This is a genomic window from Streptomyces sp. NPDC043853 (genome assembly GCF_056436025.1).
The window spans coordinates 123,468-141,890 of sequence record NZ_JBWKDJ010000010.1 but is presented as its reverse complement, the minus strand read 5'-3'; the positions used below and the strand labels follow the sequence as shown (position 1 = coordinate 141,890).

The 18,423-nt window shown below is 73.7% G+C and carries 20 protein-coding genes and 1 pseudogene; 12 read left to right on the top strand and 9 right to left on the bottom strand.

Annotated elements, in window-relative coordinates; genetic code table 11:
* Window positions 1-46 precede the first annotated feature (46 nt).
* Complete coding sequence (locus tag AC067U_RS25170) at window positions 47-334, bottom strand: acylphosphatase (protein ID WP_478832017.1); 288 nt, start codon at window positions 332-334, stop codon at window positions 47-49.
* A gap of 21 nt (window positions 335-355) precedes the next feature.
* The gene (locus AC067U_RS25165; RefSeq protein ID WP_478832016.1) at window positions 356-2,011 is read right to left on the bottom strand and encodes an FAD-binding dehydrogenase; all 1,656 of its coding nucleotides are present in this window, start codon (window positions 2,009-2,011) and stop codon (window positions 356-358) included.
* A gap of 56 nt (window positions 2,012-2,067) precedes the next feature.
* On the opposite strand from AC067U_RS25165, the gene AC067U_RS25160 reads away from it, so the two are divergent.
* From AC067U_RS25160 to AC067U_RS25130, 7 genes and pseudogenes are all read left to right on the top strand, one after another.
* On the top strand, window positions 2,068-2,646 hold the full coding sequence (locus AC067U_RS25160; RefSeq protein WP_478832015.1) for an NUDIX hydrolase: 579 nt from the start codon (window positions 2,068-2,070) through the stop codon (window positions 2,644-2,646).
* A complete protein-coding gene (locus tag AC067U_RS25155; RefSeq protein ID WP_478832014.1) occupies window positions 2,643-3,041 on the top strand; it encodes a YidH family protein in 399 nt (132 codons plus the stop codon). The genes AC067U_RS25160 and AC067U_RS25155 overlap by 4 nt, the downstream gene beginning before the upstream one ends.
* 77 nt (window positions 3,042-3,118) lie before the next feature.
* A complete protein-coding gene (locus AC067U_RS25150) occupies window positions 3,119-3,403 on the top strand; it encodes a DUF202 domain-containing protein (protein WP_478832163.1) in 285 nt (94 codons plus the stop codon).
* 61 nt (window positions 3,404-3,464) lie between these two features.
* Complete coding sequence (locus AC067U_RS25145; RefSeq protein ID WP_478832013.1) at window positions 3,465-3,761, top strand: hypothetical protein; 297 nt, start codon at window positions 3,465-3,467, stop codon at window positions 3,759-3,761.
* Window positions 3,762-4,201: 440 nt separating this feature from the next.
* Window positions 4,202-4,549, top strand: a pseudogene (locus tag AC067U_RS25140) (IS200/IS605 family accessory protein TnpB-related protein); the annotation flags it as partial.
* Window positions 4,550-4,787: 238 nt separating this feature from the next.
* Window positions 4,788-5,822, top strand: coding sequence for a phosphotransferase family protein (locus AC067U_RS25135; RefSeq protein ID WP_478832012.1), 1,035 nt, complete (start codon window positions 4,788-4,790; stop codon window positions 5,820-5,822).
* Between the two features lie 12 nt (window positions 5,823-5,834).
* Complete coding sequence (locus AC067U_RS25130) at window positions 5,835-7,049, top strand: acyl-CoA dehydrogenase family protein (protein WP_478832011.1); 1,215 nt, start codon at window positions 5,835-5,837, stop codon at window positions 7,047-7,049.
* 72 nt (window positions 7,050-7,121) lie between these two features.
* On the opposite strand, the gene AC067U_RS25125 is transcribed toward AC067U_RS25130, so the two are convergent.
* The 3 genes from AC067U_RS25125 to AC067U_RS25115 are packed head-to-tail and all read right to left on the bottom strand — an operon-like array spanning window position 7,122 to window position 10,332.
* Window positions 7,122-7,727: a TetR/AcrR family transcriptional regulator gene (locus tag AC067U_RS25125; RefSeq protein WP_478832010.1), complete on the bottom strand. Its 606-nt coding sequence runs from the start codon at window positions 7,725-7,727 to the stop codon at window positions 7,122-7,124.
* 44 nt (window positions 7,728-7,771) lie between these two features.
* Window positions 7,772-9,511: a class I adenylate-forming enzyme family protein gene (locus AC067U_RS25120; protein WP_478832162.1), complete on the bottom strand. Its 1,740-nt coding sequence runs from the start codon at window positions 9,509-9,511 to the stop codon at window positions 7,772-7,774.
* A gap of 38 nt (window positions 9,512-9,549) precedes the next feature.
* The gene (locus tag AC067U_RS25115; protein ID WP_478832009.1) at window positions 9,550-10,332 is read right to left on the bottom strand and encodes an SDR family oxidoreductase; all 783 of its coding nucleotides are present in this window, start codon (window positions 10,330-10,332) and stop codon (window positions 9,550-9,552) included.
* A 91-nt stretch (window positions 10,333-10,423) separates the two neighbouring features.
* On the opposite strand from AC067U_RS25115, the gene AC067U_RS25110 reads away from it, so the two are divergent.
* From AC067U_RS25110 to AC067U_RS25095, 4 genes are all read left to right on the top strand, one after another.
* Complete coding sequence (locus tag AC067U_RS25110; RefSeq protein ID WP_478832008.1) at window positions 10,424-11,761, top strand: exo-beta-N-acetylmuramidase NamZ family protein; 1,338 nt, start codon at window positions 10,424-10,426, stop codon at window positions 11,759-11,761.
* 223 nt (window positions 11,762-11,984) lie between these two features.
* Window positions 11,985-13,310 carry a serine-threonine protein kinase gene (locus tag AC067U_RS25105; RefSeq protein ID WP_478832007.1) on the top strand — a complete coding sequence of 442 codons (1,326 nt, stop codon included), beginning with the start codon at window positions 11,985-11,987 and terminating at the stop codon, window positions 13,308-13,310.
* 107 nt (window positions 13,311-13,417) lie between these two features.
* Entirely contained in the window at window positions 13,418-14,008 is a 591-nt protein-coding gene (locus AC067U_RS25100; RefSeq protein ID WP_478832006.1) for a hypothetical protein, read from the top strand.
* Window positions 14,009-14,090: 82 nt separating this feature from the next.
* On the top strand, window positions 14,091-14,906 hold the full coding sequence (locus tag AC067U_RS25095) for a 3-keto-5-aminohexanoate cleavage protein (RefSeq protein WP_478832005.1): 816 nt from the start codon (window positions 14,091-14,093) through the stop codon (window positions 14,904-14,906).
* On the opposite strand, the gene soxR is transcribed toward AC067U_RS25095, so the two are convergent.
* Entirely contained in the window at window positions 14,903-15,346 is a 444-nt protein-coding gene (gene soxR, locus AC067U_RS25090) for a redox-sensitive transcriptional activator SoxR (protein ID WP_478832004.1), read from the bottom strand. The two genes, AC067U_RS25095 and soxR, sit on opposite strands and share 4 nt — an antisense overlap.
* A gap of 226 nt (window positions 15,347-15,572) precedes the next feature.
* Here soxR and AC067U_RS25085 point away from each other — a divergent pair, with 226 nt between their 5' ends.
* Window positions 15,573-16,034, top strand: coding sequence for a MaoC family dehydratase (locus AC067U_RS25085; RefSeq protein WP_478832003.1), 462 nt, complete (start codon window positions 15,573-15,575; stop codon window positions 16,032-16,034).
* Window positions 16,035-16,068: 34 nt separating this feature from the next.
* Here the strand turns inward: AC067U_RS25085 and AC067U_RS25080 are convergent, their stop codons facing one another.
* The 3 genes from AC067U_RS25080 to AC067U_RS25070 all read right to left on the bottom strand — a co-directional run bounded on the left by AC067U_RS25080 (window position 16,069) and on the right by AC067U_RS25070 (window position 18,377).
* Window positions 16,069-16,704 carry a TetR/AcrR family transcriptional regulator gene (locus AC067U_RS25080; protein ID WP_478832002.1) on the bottom strand — a complete coding sequence of 212 codons (636 nt, stop codon included), beginning with the start codon at window positions 16,702-16,704 and terminating at the stop codon, window positions 16,069-16,071.
* 58 nt (window positions 16,705-16,762) lie between these two features.
* A complete protein-coding gene (locus tag AC067U_RS25075) occupies window positions 16,763-17,086 on the bottom strand; it encodes a YiaA/YiaB family inner membrane protein (protein ID WP_478832001.1) in 324 nt (107 codons plus the stop codon).
* Between the two features lie 112 nt (window positions 17,087-17,198).
* Complete coding sequence (locus AC067U_RS25070) at window positions 17,199-18,377, bottom strand: acyl-CoA dehydrogenase family protein (protein ID WP_478832000.1); 1,179 nt, start codon at window positions 18,375-18,377, stop codon at window positions 17,199-17,201.
* Window positions 18,378-18,423: the final 46 nt, after the last annotated feature.

Here is an 18,423-nt window from a genome sequence, read left to right as displayed (position 1 = left end):
TCCTCGAAGCGGCGCCCGGCCCGCGGCGCCACTTTGACGACCGGACCTAAGGCAGTCCCCGCGGAGTGGCCAGGACGTCGAAGCCGGTGAGTCCCTCCGGTGCTTCCTCCTGCGCCTGGACCCCGTCGACGCGGGCGGCGGGCGGGCCCGTGTGCGCCCAGCCGACGAGGCGGTCCACCGCCTCCCGCTCCCCCTCGAACACCGCCTCGACGGCCCCGTCCGGGAGGTTGCGCACCCAGCCGGCGACGCCCTCCGCCATGGCCGCCGTGCGGCAGCTGTCCCGGAAGAAGACGCCCTGGACGATCCCGGTCACGATCACGCGCTTGCGCACCATGGGGAGGAGCGTAGCCACTCGTCAGTCGACCGCCGCGGCCGCCGCGCGGCCCGCCGCCCGGCCGGAGAAGATGCAGCCGCCCAGGAAGGTGCCTTCCAGGGCCCGGTAGCCGTGCACCCCTCCGCCGCCGAATCCGGCCGCCTCCCCGGCCGCGTAGACGCCGGGCAGCGGCTCCCCTTCCGGGGTGAGCACGCGGGAGGACAGGTCGGTCTCCAGGCCGCCGAGGGACTTGCGGGTCAGGATGGAGAGCCGGACGGCGATCAGCGGGCCGGCGGCGGGGTCGAGGATCCGGTGCGGCGGGGCGGTGCGGATCAGCCGGTCGCCGAGGTACTTGCGGGCGCCGCGGATGGCCGTCACCTGGAGGTCCTTGGTGAAGGGGTTGGCGATCTCGCGGTCCCGGGCGGTGATCTCGCGGCGCAGGTCCGCCTCGTCGATCAGGTCCTCCTTGGTCAGCTCGTTCATCCGGCGGACCAGGGCGGGCAGTTCGCGCTCCACGATGAAGTCGGCACCCTTGTCCATGAAGGCCTGGACCGGGCCGGGGACCGCCTGCCGGGCACGGTCGATGACGTCCCGCACGGACTTGCCGGTCAGGTCGGGGTTCTGCTCGGAACCCGACAGCCCGAACTCCTTGCCGATGATCCGGCGGTTGAGCACGAACCAGGTGTGGTCGTGGCCGGTCGCCATGATGTGGTCGAGCGTGCCGAGGGTGTCGAAGCCGGGGAAGAGGGGCACGGGCAGCCGCTTGCCGGTGGCGTCGAGCCAGAGCGAGGAGGGGCCGGGGAGGATGCGGATGCCGTGCCGGGACCAGATCGGGTCCCAGTTCTCGATGCCCTCGGTGTAGTGCCACATCCGGTCCTTGTTGATGTGGCTGGCTCCCGCCCGCTCGGTTATGCCCAGCATCAGGCCGTCCACGTGGGCCGGGACCCCGGACAGCATCCGGGCCGGCGGGGTGCCGAGCCGGGCCGGCCACTGGGACCGGACGAGGTCGTGGTTGCCGCCGATGCCGCCGGAGGTGACGATCACCGCCTGGGCGCGCAGCGAGAAACCGCCGGTGGCCTCGCGGCCGCTGGGGGTGCCGCGTACGGCGTCCGAGGGTGCCAGCACCTCGCCGGTGACGGTGTCGAGGGCGCCGCCGGTGCGGGCCAGGCCGGTGACCCGGTGCCGGAACCTCAGGCTGACCAGGCCTCGGGCCGCGCCCTCCCGGACCCGCCGCGCGAAGGGCTCCACCAGGCCGGGACCGGTGCCCCAGGTGATGTGGAAGCGGGGGACGGAGTTGCCGTGGCCGGTGGCCCCGTAGCCGCCCCGTTCGGCCCAGCCCACCACGGGGAAGAAGCGGACGCCGCGCGCGTACAGCCAGGGCCGTTTCTCGCCCGCGGCGAAGTCGACGTACGCCTCCGCCCAGCGGCGCGGCCAGGCGTCCTCGGTGCGGTCGAAGCCGGCCGTGCCGAGCCAGTCCTGCAGGGCCAGCTCGCGGCTGTCCTTGATCCGCAGCCGGCGCTGTTCCGGGGAGTCCACGAAGAAGAGCCCGCCGAAGGACCAGTGGGCCTGACCGCCGAGGGACTGTTCGGGCTCCTGGTCGAGGAGGATGACCCGGCGGCCCGCGTCGACGAGTTCGGCGGTGGCCACCAGCCCCGCGAGCCCGGCCCCGATCACGATCACGTCAGCGTCGTACGTCATGCGCAGATCCTTGCTACGCGGCGGTAACCCGTCAACAGGCCTGCTTGGATGAATCCGTGAGCGCTGAAGAGATCCTGGACGTGGTGGACCGTGAGGACCGGGTGACGGGGCAGGCCCCGCGGGGTGAGGTGTACGCCCGCGGGCTGCTCCACCGCTGTGTGTTCGTGCAGGCCAGGGACGCGGAGGGGCGGGTGTTCGTGCACCGGCGGACCCCGTCGAAGCTGGTGTTCCCCTCCCGCTACGACATGTTCGTGGGCGGGGTGCTGGGCGCCGGCGAGGACTACGCCACGGCCGCGCTGCGGGAGGCCGAGGAGGAGCTCGGGGTGAGCGGGCTGCCGCAACCGGTGCCTCTGTTCAAGTTCCTGTACGAGGGCGAGGGCGGGGCCTGGTGGTCGTACGTGCACGAGGTGCGCTGCGAGCTGCCGGTGCGGCCGCAGGAGTCGGAGGTGGACTGGTACGCCTTCCTGCCGGAGGAGGAACTGGAGCGGCGGGTCGGCGCGGGCGACGCGGCCGGAGCCGGCGGGGCCGCGGGCTCGGACGGGGTGGCCGGAACGGGCGGGGCGTGGGCCTGGGTGCCGGACGGGCTGGAGGCGTATCGGCGGCTGCGGGCGTTCCGCCGTACATTGCCAGGGTGATCGACTTCGTCAGAGACGTCCGCCTCTGGTTCGCCCCGCAGCGGATCAGGGAGGAGGGCGCGACCCCCGACTACCGGTTCTCGCTGGCCAACGAGCGGACCTTCCTGGCCTGGATCCGGACCGCGCTGGCCCTGGTGGGCGGCGGGTTCGCGGTGGACCAGTTCCTGCCGGACCTGCGGTGGGGCGTGCGGGTGGGGATGGCGGTGGCCCTGCTGGTGGTGGGCGGGGCGTGCGCGCTGCGGGCGGTGAACCACTGGGTGCGCTGCGAGCGGGCGATGCGGCGCGGCGAGGACCTGCCGGTGTCGCGCTTCCCGGTGCTGCTGAGCCTGGGGGTGGGGCTGGTCGCGGTGGCGATGGTGGTGGTCGTACTGATGGGCTGGACGGCGGCGCGGTGAGCGGGGACGCCGCGGACCGGGACCGGGACCGGGACCGGGACCAGAGCCGGGACCGGGACCAGGACCGGGATCCCGGGTTGCAGCCGGAGCGGACCCGGCTGGCGTGGCGGCGGACCACGCTGACCTGCTCGATCGCCGCCGTACTCGCCCTGCGCCAGGCGCTGCGCGGACCCGCCTCGGCGGCCGAGATCGCGGGGGCCGCCTTCATCGCGCTGGTGTGGCTGGCCTTCCTGGCCGTGGCGCACGGGCGGATCCGGGAGCTGGCGGCGGCCCGGCCGCCCGGGCTCGCGCCGCGCCGGGCGCTGGCGGCGACCGTTGCCACGCTGGTGCTGGCCGCCTTCGCCGCCGTCATGATCATCTGAATGATCCACGGGGTCGCGACACAACAGGCGATATCCGGGCAGTCTCCCTAACCTCGGGCGTATGAGCACAGCACATCAGGAACACGTCACCCACGAACACGCGCACGGCCCCGGCTGCGGGCACGCCGAGGTCGCCCACGGCGATCACACGGACTACGCGCACGACGGGCACCTGCACCGGCAGCACGGCGAGCACTGGGACGAGTGCGAGCCGGCCGGGCACGTGGCGCACGAGGGCCACGAGCACGCGCACGGCGAGGACTGCGGCCACGAGGCCGTGCAGCACGGCGACCACTTGGACTACCTGCACGACGGCCACCGGCACGCGCGGCACGACGGTCACTACGACGACCACTGACGGAAGCGCCGGCGGGACCACCGAGGTGACCGCCGAGCGGATCGCCGGCGGGACCCGTCGGCGGGAGCCGTCGGCGGTTTTCCACTGGCGCGGGCGGCCGCTCTCCGGGGCAGCACGATGACTGGCATCGTGCGATCACCAGTCAAGGCGATCCGGGTAGAGCGCACATGACCGCCGACGAGCCCTACCTCGTCCAGCCCGCGCCCGGGGTTGGAACTGTTGACTTGCGTGTCCGAATGAGCATGTTCTGTCGTGTATGAGTGAGCGCCTCTTCCGTGGCAGTGTGCCGGTGCCCGGCGGGAACGGGCGTTCTTGCGTCGAATGGGTGACCTTTGCGGTCGGCGGCCGTTGGGCGGGGAGAAGGGTTCTTCGGCAGTGGGGTGAGGGGGTGTGGGTGTGCTGCGGGAGTTGTCGGCGCCGTTCGTCGCCCCCGGCCCTGCTGGTGTGGCGGTGCCTGGCAGAAACCCCTCACCACCACCCACTGCAAGACCAGCCGGCATGATGCGGCGAGCATCGCGATCGGCAGGCGCGCCCAGGGACACCCGGTCCGGCGACGGACGGCACCGCCCCATCGCGACCAGAGCGATCGTGATGGGCATCGGACCGTCCAGGCCCGACCGGACGCCCCTGGGCGCGAGGAAACCCGCCCCCGCATCCCCGGACCGCGCACACGATGCGCAGGGCCCGGACGCGGAGCGAAAGCGGGCGACCAGCGTGCCCAACACCGTTCGGGGCACACGGCTGAGCACAGAGCCTGGCAACAGGACTCACTCCCACTCAGTCCTTAGGAACGGTGTCCCGGTCGCCTGCCACGCGTGACGGCGTAGGTCGCGGGGAGGTCGGGAAGGCCCCGGGGGCGGCGGCGGGCGATCGGCGGTGTGCGATCTGGCCGGTGGCGGGCGGCGGGCGCGGGCCGGGAAAGGGAGCCGGAGGGCGGAATCCGGCCCAGACCCTGGACGCCATACCGACTGGTCGGCATGATGGGCGGGGAACCGTCCTCGTCAACTCCGCACGGAGGTGCGCACCATGAGTCCGTCCGACCCCCGGGGCCTCGACCTGGCGCGGCTGCGCGGCCGCCTCGACGCCGCGCTGCCCGGACTCGTGGGCGGGGAGCTGAGCGGCCGCCTGATCGAGGGCGGCCGGTCGAACCTCACCTACGAGGTCACCGACGGCAGCACCCGCTGGGTGCTGCGCCGGCCGCCGCTCGGCCATGTCCTGGCCACCGCGCACGACATGGCCCGGGAGCACCGGGTGATCCGGGCCCTGCACGGCACAGCGGTGCCGGTGCCGGAGCCGTTGCTGCTGTGCGAGGACGAGGAGGTGCTGGGAGCCCCGTTCTACCTCATGGAGTTCGTGGACGGCACCCCCTACCGGACGGCGGGGCAGCTCGCCGGGCTCGGGCCGGAACGCACCCGGCAGGTCGTACTGGACCTGGTCGACACACTGGTGGAGCTGCACGCGGTGGACCCCGCGGCGGTGGGACTGGCGGACTTCGGCCGGCCGGAGGGCTTCCTCGACCGGCAGCTGCGGCGCTGGGGCAAGCAGCTGGACGCCTCCCGGAACCGCGAGCTGGCCGGGATCGACGAGCTGCACGGCGGCCTGGGCCGGGCCCTGCCCCCCTCCGGCGCCCCGGCCGTGGTGCACGGCGACTTCCGGCTGGACAACGTGCTGGTCGGCAAGGGCCCGTCCGGCGCCGACACCATCCGGGCCGTGCTGGACTGGGAGATGTCCACGCTCGGCGATCCGCTGACGGACCTGGGTCTGCTGGTGATGTACAGCTCGGACCTGGGGCTGCCGGAGTCCCCGGTGAGCACGACGAGCAGCGCGCCGGGGCATCCCGCGCCGGCCGAGCTGGTCGAGCGGTACGCCGCGCGGTCGGGCCGGGACGTCGGGGAGATCTCCTGGTACACGGCCTTCGCCTGGTTCAAGCTCGCGGTGATCCTCGAAGGCATCCACTACCGCTGGACCCTCGGGCAGACCGTGGGCGCGGGCTTCGACCGGATCGGGGAACTCGTCCCGGTCTTCGTCGAGCACGGCCTGACCACCCTTCAGGAAGGCTGAGGAACGATCACCATGCACTTCGCATTCGATGCCCGGACCGAGGAGCTCCGCGAGCGGCTGCTCGCGTTCATGGAGGAGTACGTCTACCCGGCGGAGCCGGTGGCCGCCGCGCAGCGGGCGGCACTGGCCTCCCCGTGGGACACTCCGGCGGTCTTCGGGGAGCTCCGGGCGCAGGCCCGGAGCCAGGGCCTGTGGAACCTCTTCCTTCCGGACGCGGTACACGGCGCCGGGCTGACCAACCTCCAGTACGCCCCGCTGGCGGAGATCACCGGGCGCAGTCCGCACCTGGCGCCGATGGCGGTCAACTGCGCGGCCCCGGACACCGGGAACATGGAGCTGCTCGCGCAGTTCGGCAGCGAGGAGCAGAAGAAGCAGTGGCTGGAGCCGCTGCTGGCGGCCGAGATCCGGTCCGCCTTCGCGATGACCGAGCCCGAGGTGGCCTCCTCGGACGCGACGAACATCGAGACCCGGATCGAGCGGGTCGGCGACGAGTACGTGGTCACCGGCCGGAAGTGGTTCATCTCCGGGGCGATGAGCCCGGACTGCAAGGTGTTCATCGTCATGGGCAAGACCGACCCGCGCGGCGCGGACCCGCGCCGCCAGCAGTCGATGGTCCTGGTGGCGCGCGACACCCCGGGGGTGGAGGTCCGGCGGGCGATGAGCGTGTACGGGTACCAGGACCACGACCACGGCGGTCACGCGGAGGTGGTCTTCGACGGGGTGCGGGTGCCCGCCTCGAACCTGATCGGCGAGGAGGGCTCGGGCTTCGCGATCGCTCAGGCCCGGCTGGGTCCCGGCCGGATCCACCACTGCATGCGGCTGATCGGCATGGCGGAGCGGGCCATCGAGCTGATGTGCCGGCGGGCGCTGGACCGTACGGCGTTCGGCAGGCCCCTGGCCGCGCAGGGCGTCGTACGGAACTGGATCGCGGACGCCCGGGTGACGGTGGAGCAGCTGCGCCTGCTGGTGCTGAAGACGGCCTGGCTGATGGACACCGTCGGCAACCGGGGCGCGCACACCGAGATCCAGGCCATCAAGATCGCGACCCCGCGGGCGGTGGTCGGGATCCTCGACGACGCGGTGCAGTTGCACGGCGCGGGCGGGGTGAGCCAGGACTTCCCGCTGGCGGAACTGTGGGCGGCGGCGCGGACCCTGCGGCTGGCGGACGGGCCGGACGAGGTGCACCAGCGGTCGATGGCACGGCGGGAGCTGAACCGGTACGCCTGATCCCACACCGGGCCGGCCCGTCCGACACCGGGCCGGGCCGGCACCGGGCCGGCTCCGGTCCGGCGGAGGCCGTCAGGGGCGCAGCGCGCGCAGCAGCAGGTCGGCGAGGTGGTCGGCGACCTGCCGCGGGGTGAGCGGGCCGTCCGCTCGGTACCAGGTGGAGAGGTGGTGGACGGAGCCGAAGTGGTAGTCCACCACCAGGTCCGCGGGCGTGGCCGTGGAGAACACCCCGGTGCGCTGGCCCTCCTCGATCAGGGCGCGGAAGCGTTCGTGGTAGCGGCGGCGCTCGGCCCGCACCTGCTTGTACTTCTCCGGGCTCAGCTGGTGCATCGAGCGGAAGAAGATCATCGCGTCGTCGAGGTTCTCGATGGTGGTGACCACCACGTCGGCGGCCGCGGTGCGCAGTCGCTCCTCGACGGGCGCGTCGGAGTCGGCGACCGCGTCGAGGCGCTGCTGCTGCAGCCGCAGCATCCGCGCGTACACCTCGTGCAGCAGGTCGTCCTTGGACCCGAAGTAGTGGTACAGGGCGCCCTTGGTGACGCCGGCCGCCTCGACGATCTCCTGCACCGAGGTGCGGTCGTAACCGCGTTCGGCGAACAGGCGGGTGGCGACGGCAAGCAGCCGCTGCGGTACGGGGGTGTCCTCACCCTCCGCGGGAACCGTGGTTCTGGACCCCATCGACCTGCTCCTCCTCTTTCGTACCGTTCTGCGCCTGCCTGTTCCTACGAACGATTTCGGCCGCGCTCACGCAGTTCTCGACGCAGGATCTTGCCACTGGTCGTCTTGGGAAGGACAGCCAGGATCTCCACCTCGCGCGGGTACTTGTACGCGGCGATCCGCTCGGCGCACCAGGCCGACAGTTCCGCCGGTTCGGCCGAGGTCCCGGGGCGCAGGCTGACGTACGCCTTGACCGTCTCGCCGCGGTACGCGTCCGGGACCCCTACCACGGCGGCCTCGCGGACGGCGGGGTGGGCGTAGAGGACGTCCTCGACCTCGCGCGGCCAGACCTTGAAACCGGACGCGTTGATCATGTCCTTCTTCCGGTCGACCACGTAGAGCCAGCCGTCCGGGTCCATGAACCCGACGTCTCCGGTGCGGAGTTCACCGTCCGGGAAGGCCCGGGCGGTGGCTTCCGGCCGGCGCCAGTAGCCGGGCACCACCTGCGGGCCGCGGACCGTGATCTCCCCGGTCTCGCCGAAGGGCAGCTCGCGGCCGCGGTCGTCGAGGATCCGGACGAGGGTGTCCGCGCCCGGCACGCCGACGGAGAGGGTGCCGGAGGCCGGGTCGACCGGGGCCTCCAGGTGGGCGGGGACGGAGGCCGTGGCACCGGTGGTCTCGGTGAGGCCGTAGCCGTTGCGGAGGGAGCAGCCGAGGGTGGTGCGGAGCCGCTCGACGAGGGCGGGCGGGAGCGGTGCGCCCCCGGAGGAGACGGTCCGGAACGAGGAGAAGTGGTCGCGGGTGACGGCGGGGTGGGCGGCCAGCGCCATGAAGGCGGTGGCGGGGCCGATGGTGTAGGCGGGGCGGTGTTCCAGGAAGGCGTCGAGGACCGCGCCGGGTTCGAAGCGGTGGGCCAGGACCAGGGTGCCGGCGTTGACGAAGCAGGCGGCGAGCTCGCACACCATGCCGGTGATGTGGAAGAGCGGGGCGAGGGCGAAGTACGCGGCGCCCTCGGGTATCGGGTGGCCCATGACCTGGCGCGCGGCGTTGTGGGTGATCGCCCCGTGCGGGTTGAGGGCGCCCTTGGGGGTGCCGCTGGTGCCGGAGGTGTAGCTGATGAGGGCGGTGCCGGTGGCCCGCGGCTCGGGCACGGCGAGGGGTTCGGGGTGGCCCCGGCGGGCCTCGGTCAGGAGGTCGCAGGAGCCGGCGGCCGGGTCGGCGGACCCGGCGTCGGCGTCGGCCTTGGCGTCGGCGTCGGCCTGGGCCTCCGCTTCGGCCCGGGCGGGGCCGAAGACGCGTGGGTCGTCGCGGGTCTGGAGGTCCCGGTCGCGGGCGGTCAGCACGGTGCGCACGGCCGTACCGGTGGCCGCCTCGCGCAGGTACGCAGTCCAGGCCGCGGCCTCGCAGACCAGGGCGGCGGCTCCGGAGTCGGCCAGCACGTGCCGGACCTCCCCGGACTTGTACATGGGGTTGAGCGGGACCACGACCGCGCCCGCCTTCCAGGCGGCGAGCACGGCCAGCACGAAGTGCGGGGTGTTCTGCAGCATGACCGCGACCCGGTCGCCCGGCCGGACCCCGCCGGCGGCGAGCCGGCCGGCCAGGGAACCGGAGAGGGCGTCGGTCTCGGCGTAGCTCAGCCGGCCGTCGAAGTAGGCGAGCGCGACGCGCTCCGGCGCCCGGGCCGCCGCCGCCCGGAAGGCGTGCAGCACGCTGGGCGGCGGATCGGCGGGCGCCAGCTGGGCGGGGCTGAGCCGACCCAGCCAGGGACGTGCGGCGTACGGGGACGCGGCGGGCCCGGCGGGCATGGCGTCCGGCCCGGCGGGTACGGCGTCCGGCCCGGCGGTCACGCATCCTCCCAGGTGCGCTGCAGATGGTTCATGCCCGACAGCCAGCGGTCGGGGTCGGTGGCCCGGGTCGCGTAGTACCCGGCGACCTCGGGGTGCGGGAGGATCAAGAAGGTGCCCTTCGCCATGCCGTCGAACAGCGCGTCCGCGACCGCTTCCGGTTCGATCGCGGTCGGCGCGAGGACCAGCTCGCCGGCCGAGCCGGAGGCGGTCAGCATGTCGGTGCGCACCCCCTGCGGACAGATGGCATGGACCTGGACCCCGCGGTGACGGTAGGTCAGCGAGAGCCACTCCGCGAAGGCGAGCGCGCCGTGCTTGGTGACACTGTACGGGGCCGCTCCGATCATGGTGAGCAGCCCGGCGGCCGAGACGGTGGAGACGAAACGCCCGCTCCCCCGCTCCAGCCAGTGGGGCAGCAGGGCGCGGGCCGCGCGGACGTGCGCCATCACGTTGGTCTGCCAGGCCGCCTCCCAGACGGCCTCCTCGGCGAAGGGGTCGCCGCCGGAGGCGATGCCGGCGTTGGCGCAGTAGACGTCCACCGTGCCGCCGAGCGCTTCACGGGCCTCCTCGGCGATCTCCGAGGCGTCGCCGGGCAGGGCGATGGCGCGGGAGCCGATGGAGCCCGCGACGGACGCCGCCCGAGCCGGGTCGAGGTCGTTGACCACGACCGTGGCTCCCTCGGCGGCGAAGCGGTGCGCGAGTGCCTCGCCGATGCCGCCGCCCGCACCGGTGACGATGACGCGGGCGTCCTGGTACGTGCTCACGGGGTGGAGGGGGCTCATGGGGTCCGCCTTTCTCAGCCGAGGGGAACGAACGGCAGACTAACCGGTCGGTATGGCCGGCCGGAAGGGTCCGGGCGCCTAGCGTGGGCGGATGAGCCTGTCGAGACGGGGGCTGCTGGGACTGGCGGGGGCCGTGGGAGTGGGGGCCGGTGGTGTGCCCGGTGTTGCCCGGGCCGCGCCCGGCGCCGTATTCCGTTCCGGGGCGGGTCCGGCGTCCGGCGACCCCCGGGCCGAACGGGTACGGACCGGACACGTACGGGCCGGACACGTACGGACCGGAGGGGTACGGACCGGCTTCGAGGAGCTCGCCGCCGACGGGTACGCGCTGCTCGCCGGACAGCGGGTGGGCGTAGTCACCAATCCCACCGGGATCACCGCCGACGCCCGGCACCTGGTCGACGTCCTGCACGCGGACGACCGCGTCGACCTGGTCGCGGTGTTCGGGCCGGAGCACGGCTTCCGGGGAACGGCGCAGGCCGGCGGGTCGGAGGGCCACGCGCGCGACCCGGCCACCGGGCTGCCGGTGTACGACACGTACGGCCGGAGCGGGCAGGCCCTCGCGGACGTCTTCGCCAAGGCCGGCGTGGACACCGTGGTCTTCGACATCCAGGACGTCGGGGCCCGTTTCTACACCTACGTCTGGACGCTGTACGACTGCATGCGCGCGGCCGCGCTGGCCGGGCGTGCGGTGGTGGTGCTGGACCGGCCCAATCCGGTGGGCGGACGGCGGGCCGCCGGGCCGGTCCTGGACCGGGCGTACGCGAGCTTCGTCGGGCGGGAGCCGGTGGCGCTGGCGCACGGCATGACGGCGGCGGAGCTGGCCCTGCTGTTCAACGGGGAGTTCCTGAAGGACCGGCCGGTCCGGCTGAGCACCGTACGGATGGCGGGGTGGCGGCGGGACGCCTTCTTCGGGGACACCGGACTGCCGTGGGTGCCGCCGAGCCCGAACATGCCGACGCCCGACACCGCCCTGGCCTACGCGGGGACCTGTCTGTTCGAGGGGACCAACCTGTCCGAGGGGCGGGGCACGACCACGCCGTTCGAGGTGGTCGGGGCGGAGGGCGTGGACCGGCGGTGGGCGGAGGCCGCGAACGCCCTGGAGCTGCCCGGGGTGTGGTTCCGGGAGACCTACTTCACCCCGTCGTTCTCGAAGTTCGCCGGGCGCGCCTGTGGCGGGGTGCGGGTGCTCGTGCACGACCGGGCGGCCTTCGACCCGGTGCGGGCCGGGATCGGCCTGCTGGTGACGGCGCGACGGTCCTGGAGCGGGTTCGCCTGGCGGTCCGACCACTGGATCGACAAGCTGACGGGCTCGGACCGGGTGCGGCGGCTGGTGGACGCGGGCGCCGGGGTGGAGGAGGTGGCGGCGGACTGGGCGGCCGGACTGGCACGGTTCGCGGCGGTGCGGGAGGAGTACCTGCTCTACCGGTGAGGCCGCGCGCGGGGGGCGTACCGGCGGACAGGAAGGCGTACCGGCGGGCGAGCAGGCGTACGGGAGGGAGGGCAGGCGTGCGGGAGGGCACGGCCGCTCCCCCGCACGCCGGTGCCGCATGCGCGACCCGGTGGATTCCGCCCTGCGCGGGGGCTGGCCGGATGCCCGGCCCGGCGGGATGCTGGAGCCGCGGTGACGGAGCGCGGCGGCGAGGGGGGACCTCATGTCGGGTGCGGGTCGGAACGCGGCCTTGGGTGTCGGGCCGTACGCGGAGCTGACCTTCGACGCCGAGGGGGACGTGGATCCCCGGTCCCGTGCGGCGGTGGCCCGCCTGGAGGCCACGGACCTGCTGGTGTTCTCGCACGGCTGGAACAGCGAGCCGTCGACCTCGACCCGGCTGTACGACCGGTTCTTCGCGCCGTTCCCCCGGCTGGTCGGGCCCTCGGTCCGGCTGGGCTACGTGGGCGTGGTGTGGCCCTCGATCCGGTTCTCGGACGAGCCGATCCCGGACTTCGAAGCGCGCGGGGCGGGGCCGGGGGCCTGCGAGGGGGCCGGGACCGGTGCGGGGCTCGACACCGGAACACGGCGGGCGCTGGGGGAGTTCTGGCCTGGCCGGGAGGCCGAACTGGACCGGATGGCCGAACTCCTGGAACAACGACCCGAGTCGCCGGAAGCCCTGGCCGAATTCGCCGCACTGGCACGGTCCTTGGCGGTGGGCGCACCGGGGGCGGACGCATCGGTCACGGCCGCGTCGGGTACGGCCGCGTCGGGTACGGCCGCGTCGGCGGCGGCCCCGGCCGGACCACTGCCGCTGATCTTCACCGTGGACCCGGTGGAGGCCTGCCGGGCCCTGGCCGCGGGGCTGACGGAGGCGGGATCACCCGAGCCGGAAGGGTTGTGGAACGGCGGCAAGGAGCTGCTCCGGCAGGCCACGTACCACCGGATGAAGAAGCGGGCCGGGGTGGTCGGCGAGCGCGGGCTGGGCCCCGTACTGACCGAGCTGTCGCGCGCCCGGCCCGAACTGCGGATGCACCTGATCGGACACAGCTTCGGCGCCCGGGTGGTGTCGTTCGCGCTGCGCGCCGTACCGGACGGGTGGGGGTTCGTGCACTCCCTGACCCTGCTCCAGGGCGCCTTCTCGCACTATGCGTTCGCCGACCGGCTGCCGCACGACGGCGGCCGCGGCGGGGCGCTGGCCGGGCTGCAGAGGCGGGTGGCCGGGCCGGTGGTGTCCTGCTACTCGCGGCACGACACGGCACTGCGGGTCTTCTACCCGCTGGCCTCACGGATGGCGGGCGATTCAGCCGGATTCGCGGGTTTCGACGCCCGCTGGGGGGCCATCGGCCACGACGGCGTCCAAGGGGTGCCGGGGACCGCGCGCCTGACCCTGGACGAAGCCCTGCGGGACGGGCTGCCCGCGGCGGGTTGCGCGAGCGTGGACGCCGCTTCGGTCGTCCGGCGGGGTGGGGCCCCGTCGGGGGCGCACAGCGACATCTGCCACGAGGAGCTGGCCCGGGTGGTGGTCGCCGCGGGGCGGATGGGGCGCTGAGTTCCGGCCATGTGCCACCCGTACGCCTCGACCGCCCCCGCATGCGCCCACACTGCTCCGGGCATGTTGGCCACGGAGGTGGAGGTGCGCACGGAGGTGACGATGCGATGGCGGGTTTCCGGAGCCTGGCGGTCCAGGTGCGCGACGCGCGCAACGACCGGGCGTTGCGGCGGCATTCGCTGCGCCGCTGTCTGGAGAGATTCGCGCCGTACGGGCACAGGGCCACCTGGTGGCACCTGTGCGACCGGCACGGGATAGCGCCCGAGGACCGGGCCGCCGACCCACAGCGGCTGGTGGCGGCGCTGGAGGAACTGGAGGAGGCAAGGGCGGTCTGGCTGGAGTACGAACGGCACTTCGCGGAGCGGCGCCGCCGCGAGAAGCACGACGGACTGCGCCGGCCGGAGTGGGCGTGGGGCGGTGAGGCGGTGGTCCGCTGCGCCGACCCGGGGGTCCGGCCGAAGGAGCCACTGGGCGAGGTACTGCGACGGCTGGTGAAGGCACTGGAGTCGGAGCCGGGCACGACCTGCCCGGTGTGCGGCACGCGGGAACTGCGCTGGGGCCAGAGCCTGCGGCCCGGCCACTCGCAGGGCGGCTCCGCACAAGGCGGCCACGCCCAGAGCGGCCAGCCGTGGGACGGCCCGGTGTGCGCCGGCTGCGGCATCGTCGTCCCACGGCCCGCACTGGCGGACACGGCGTGACGGCTGCGCGACGGGGGCAGCCGACGGACGTGCGAGTAGTGGGGGGCGTGCGTGGGGGGTCGTGCGGTGGGGGGGTCATGCGGTGCCGCTGCTCCAGGTCACGCTGAACGGTTCGCGTACGGCGGCGGAGGGCGCGGCGGTGCCGATATCGCCGGATGCGCTGGTCGCGGCGGCGGTCGGGGCGGTCGCGGCGGGTGCCACCGAGGTGCTGGCGCACCCGCGGACGCCGTGCGGGCGGGAGTCCCTCTCGCCGCGGGTGGTCGGGCCGGTGCTCACCGCACTGCGGGCGGCGGTCCCGGTGCCGTTGGCGGTATGTGCGACGGTGGCGGCGGAACCGGACCCGGCCTGGCGACAGGCCCGGATCGCCGCCTGGGAGGTCCTCCCGGACCGTGCGGTGGTCGACCTCTCGGAGCCGGGCGCGGTGGACCTGGCGAGGGAGCTCGCGGGCCGGGGCGTGTCGGTGGACGGCCTCCTGCGGGCTGCCCCGGCGGACCACTCCCCCACGCCGGCGGGCTCCCTGGAGGGTGAACCGCCGGCGGCCCTTCCCCTGGCCCGTCTGCTGGTGGCGCTCCCGGGCACCGACACGCCGAACCGGCTGGCCGTGCCACTGCCCTGGTCGGAGACGGTGGTGCCGCTCGCCCGGCTGCTCGGCGCCCTCGGGACCACGGCCCCGGAGCCACGGCGCGGGGACGGCACTTTGGAGGTGGTGCTGTACGGGCGCGACGAGGCCGCCTGGCCTGCCCTGCGGCTGGCCGCACGACTGGGTGCGGGGCGGCGCACGGGTATCGGGGACGTCCTCCACCTCCCGGACGGCCGCCCGGCTCCGTCCAACGCCGCCCTGGTCACGGCGGCCCTGACCGCGATCGATACCGACGAACCCGCGCGGGCGGGACGCTAGAGGCGGGAGCCCGTGATCCTGGCGCCGATGGCGTCGTCGGGGTTCGACAGGGCGCAGGACTTCAGGGACAGGCAGCCGCAGCCGATGCAGTCGGACAGCTGGTCCCGCAGCCGGGTCAGACGTTCCAGCCTGGCGTCGAGTTCGGCGCGCCACAGTTCCGACAGCCGCGCCCAGTCCTCACGGGTCGGGGTCCGCTCCTCCGGGAGCTCCGCGAGGGCCTCACGGATCGCGTCCAGCGGCATGCCCACCCGCTGGGCGGCGCGTACGAACGCCACCCGGCGCAGCGCGTCACGGGTGAAGCGCCGCTGGTTGCCCGAGGTGCGGCGGCTGCTGATCAGCCCCTTCGACTCGTAGAAGTGGAGCGCGGAGACCGTCGCGCCGCTGCGCGCGGACAGCTGACCGACGGTGAGTTCGTGGACCTTCTCGGGAATCTGCGGCACCCTGCCGAGGGTAGTCGGACCCCGGTCGGACCCTGGTCGGGTCCCGGTCGGGTCCGGTCGGGTCCCGGTCGGGTCCCGGTCGGGTCCCGGTCGGGAACCCGGTCGGCTGTCGGTCGGCTCCCCGTCTGCTCCTCGTCTGCTCCTCGTTCCGTTGACAGATACATGGCGCCCTACCATGCTGAGCAAGCGCTTGTTCCGATGCCCCTGACGGCCCAGAGGGAGACCCATGGCCCAGCCGAAGATCTTCACGTCCGCGGACGAGCTGCGGGCCGGGACCGGCGAACCGCTCGGCCCCAGCGACTGGCTGGAGGTCGACCAGAAGCGGATCGACCTCTTCGCCGACGCTACGGGCGACCACCAGTGGATCCACGTGGACCCCGAGCGCGCCGCCACCGGCCCCTTCGGCTCGACCATCGCGCACGGCTATCTGACCCTCTCGCTGCTGCCCAGCCTGGTGCCGCAGATCATGCGGGTCGAAGGCATGCGGATGGGTATCAACTACGGCGTGGACAAGGTCCGTTTCCCCGCCACGGTTCCGGTCGGTTCGCGGCTGCGCGCGACCGCGGTGATCACCTCGGTGACCGAGGCCGGCGGCGGGGTCCAGGTCGCAGCGACCGTCACGGTCGAGCGCGAGGGCGGCGAGAAGCCGGTGTGCGTGGCGGAGACGGTCTCCCGCTACTACTTCTGAGGCCCGCCCCACCCCGATTCCGCGGCCCGGCGCGCTACGCCTGCCGAGCGCCCACCATCCGCAGCACGAGGTCGGCGTAGAGCGCGCCGACCTCGTCGGGCGTCCGGTTCCCCGCGGTGTTGAACCAGCGGGCCACATCGATGCAGAGCGAGAGCACGGCCAGCGTGGTGCCGGGCACGTCGGGTACGTCGAACTCGCCGGCCTCCACCCCTTCGGCGAGGATCCGGCGGACCGCCGCGTCGCTCTCACGGCGCAGCGCCACGATCTCGGAGCGGTGCTCCGGACCGAGGGCGTCGAGCTCGTACTGGACCACCCGCGCGGTGGTGTGGTGCGCGGCGTGCCAGCGCACGAAGGACCGCACGGCCGCATCGAGCCGGGCGGCCGCGTTCCCCGGGCCCTCGGCGGCGGTCGAGAGGATCTCCAGGGCCTTGTCGTGGCCGATCCGGCTGATCCGGTGGAGGAGCTCCTCCTTGGTCTTGTAGTGGATGTAGAGCGCGGCCGGGCTCATCCCGGCGCGCTGCGCGATGTCGCGCGTGGTGGTGGCGTGGTACCCGCGTTCCGCGAAGGCGTCCACGGCCGCGATCAGCAGCCGGCGCGCCGCGTCGGGGACGACCTCCGACCACGGCACGTACCCGCCGCCGCTGCCGCCGGCCTCCTCCGCGCTGACCATCGCTCGCTCACCTCTCCGCCTCGGGGAGTGCACACCTTACCGGAGGCTGAGCAAGCGCTTAGCCCGCTCGGCGCGGCTCGCCCCCCGCGTTCGGCGCCTTCGGCCGGTACGGGTCGTAGTCCGTCATGATCTTCTCCATCCGGGCCTGGTCCACCCGGCTGACGATCTGGTCCGCCTCCTGCCGGTCCCGGACCACCTTGGCCAGGGTGAACGCCGAGGTGGTGAGGTAGAGGACGGAGATGCCGAGGAAGGCCCGGACCCAGGCATCGGCCTCCAGGTTGTAGATCCCGAGGGCCACCGCGCTGATGGCCACGCCGAAGGAGGCGATGGCCTGGCCGTAGTACGCCCCCGTGTTCTGCTGCTTGACCGGTGTCTCGTTCATGGGCCCAGCTTCCCGCCGGCACCGCCCGTCGGGAATCCGTACGCGTACTCAGCCGCGTACTCAGACCCGGAGGCCGCCGGCGGGTGCGGCCGTCGGGTGCGGCCATCGGCCCTCAGAAGGCCGAAACCCCCGTGCGGGCACGGCCGATGAGGAGTTTCTGGATCTGGCTGGTGCCCTCGTAGAGGGTCATCACGCGGGCGTCGCGCAGCAGTTTGCCCGCCGGGTATTCGTCCACGTACCCGTAACCGCCGTGCACCTGAAGCGCGTTGCTCGCCGCCCGGACCGCCGCCTCGGAGGCGAAGAGCTTGGCGGTGGCCGACTCGGTGGCGAAGGGCTGCCCGCGGTCGATCAGGTCGGCGACCCGCCAGGTGAGCAGCCGGGCCGCGTCCACGTCCACCGAGATGTCCGCGATCAGCTCCTGCACCAGTTGGTGGCCGGCGATCGGCTTGCCGAACTGCTCGCGCCCGGCGGCGTACGACACGGCCGCGTCCAAGGCCGCCTGGGCGATCCCGACGCAGCCGGCCGCCACCGACATCCGGCCCTTGGCGAGGGCGGACATCGCCACCGAGAAGCCCTTGCCCCGGGGGCCGAGCATGGCCGAGGCGGGCACCCGGACGTCCTCCAGCACCAGTTCGGCGGTGGCCTGGCCGCGCAGGCCGAGCTTGCCGCGGACCTCGCGCCGGATCAGGCCGGGGCTGTCGGCGGGCACGAGGAAGGCGGATATCCCGCGGTGGCCCGGCTCCTCGCCGGTCCGGGCGAACAGCAGGACCACGTCGGCCCAGGTGCCGTTGGTGATGAACATCTTGCTGCCGTTCAGCACGTACGTACCGCCGTCCGAACCCGAGCCCGAGCCCGAGCCCGAGCGCACCGCCCGGGTGGTGAGGCTGCCCGCGTCGGAGCCGGTGCCGGGTTCGGTGAGGCCGAAGCAGCCCAGGGACCCGCCGGAGCAAAGGCGGGGCAGCCACTCCCGCTTCTGCTCCTCGGTCCCCCACGCGGCGATGGTCTTCGCGACCAGGCCCAGCGAGACCGAGACGATGCCGCGCACGGACGAGTCACCGCGGCCCAGCTCCTCGGTCACCAGGGCGTACGCGAGGTGGTCGCCGCCCGAGCCGCCGTACTCCTCGGGGACGGTGAGGCCCAGGAAACCCAGGTCGCCGAGCTTCTTCACGATGGCCCGGTCGACGCTCTCGGCGCGGTCCCAGTCGGCGGCGTACGGGACGATCTCGCGGTCGGTGAAGTCGCGGGCGAGCCGCCGGACGGCAGCCTGTTCCGCGGAGAGCTCCAGGTTCACGGACACCACACCCCTCGCCCCGCCGGGCATTTAATTAGCAGCGGTA

Bases quoted from the DNA above. Each gene is read 5' to 3' on its own strand.
- AC067U_RS25170 (WP_478832017.1), bottom strand. From the start codon at position 334: ATGGTGCGCAAGCGCGTGATCGTGACCGGGATCGTCCAGGGCGTCTTC.
- AC067U_RS25165 (WP_478832016.1), bottom strand. From the start codon at position 2,011: ATGACGTACGACGCTGACGTGATCGTGATCGGGGCCGGGCTCGCGGGG.
- AC067U_RS25145 (WP_478832013.1), top strand. From the start codon at position 3,465: ATGAGCACAGCACATCAGGAACACGTCACCCACGAACACGCGCACGGC.
- AC067U_RS25135 (WP_478832012.1), top strand. From the start codon at position 4,788: ATGAGTCCGTCCGACCCCCGGGGCCTCGACCTGGCGCGGCTGCGCGGC.
- AC067U_RS25130 (WP_478832011.1), top strand. From the start codon at position 5,835: ATGCACTTCGCATTCGATGCCCGGACCGAGGAGCTCCGCGAGCGGCTG.
- AC067U_RS25125 (WP_478832010.1), bottom strand. From the start codon at position 7,727: ATGGGGTCCAGAACCACGGTTCCCGCGGAGGGTGAGGACACCCCCGTA.
- AC067U_RS25120 (WP_478832162.1), bottom strand. From the start codon at position 9,511: ATGCCCGCCGGGCCCGCCGCGTCCCCGTACGCCGCACGTCCCTGGCTG.
- AC067U_RS25115 (WP_478832009.1), bottom strand. From the start codon at position 10,332: ATGAGCCCCCTCCACCCCGTGAGCACGTACCAGGACGCCCGCGTCATC.
- AC067U_RS25110 (WP_478832008.1), top strand. From the start codon at position 10,424: ATGAGCCTGTCGAGACGGGGGCTGCTGGGACTGGCGGGGGCCGTGGGA.
- AC067U_RS25105 (WP_478832007.1), top strand. From the start codon at position 11,985: ATGTCGGGTGCGGGTCGGAACGCGGCCTTGGGTGTCGGGCCGTACGCG.
- AC067U_RS25100 (WP_478832006.1), top strand. From the start codon at position 13,418: ATGGCGGGTTTCCGGAGCCTGGCGGTCCAGGTGCGCGACGCGCGCAAC.
- AC067U_RS25085 (WP_478832003.1), top strand. From the start codon at position 15,573: ATGGCCCAGCCGAAGATCTTCACGTCCGCGGACGAGCTGCGGGCCGGG.
- AC067U_RS25080 (WP_478832002.1), bottom strand. From the start codon at position 16,704: ATGGTCAGCGCGGAGGAGGCCGGCGGCAGCGGCGGCGGGTACGTGCCG.
- AC067U_RS25075 (WP_478832001.1), bottom strand. From the start codon at position 17,086: ATGAACGAGACACCGGTCAAGCAGCAGAACACGGGGGCGTACTACGGC.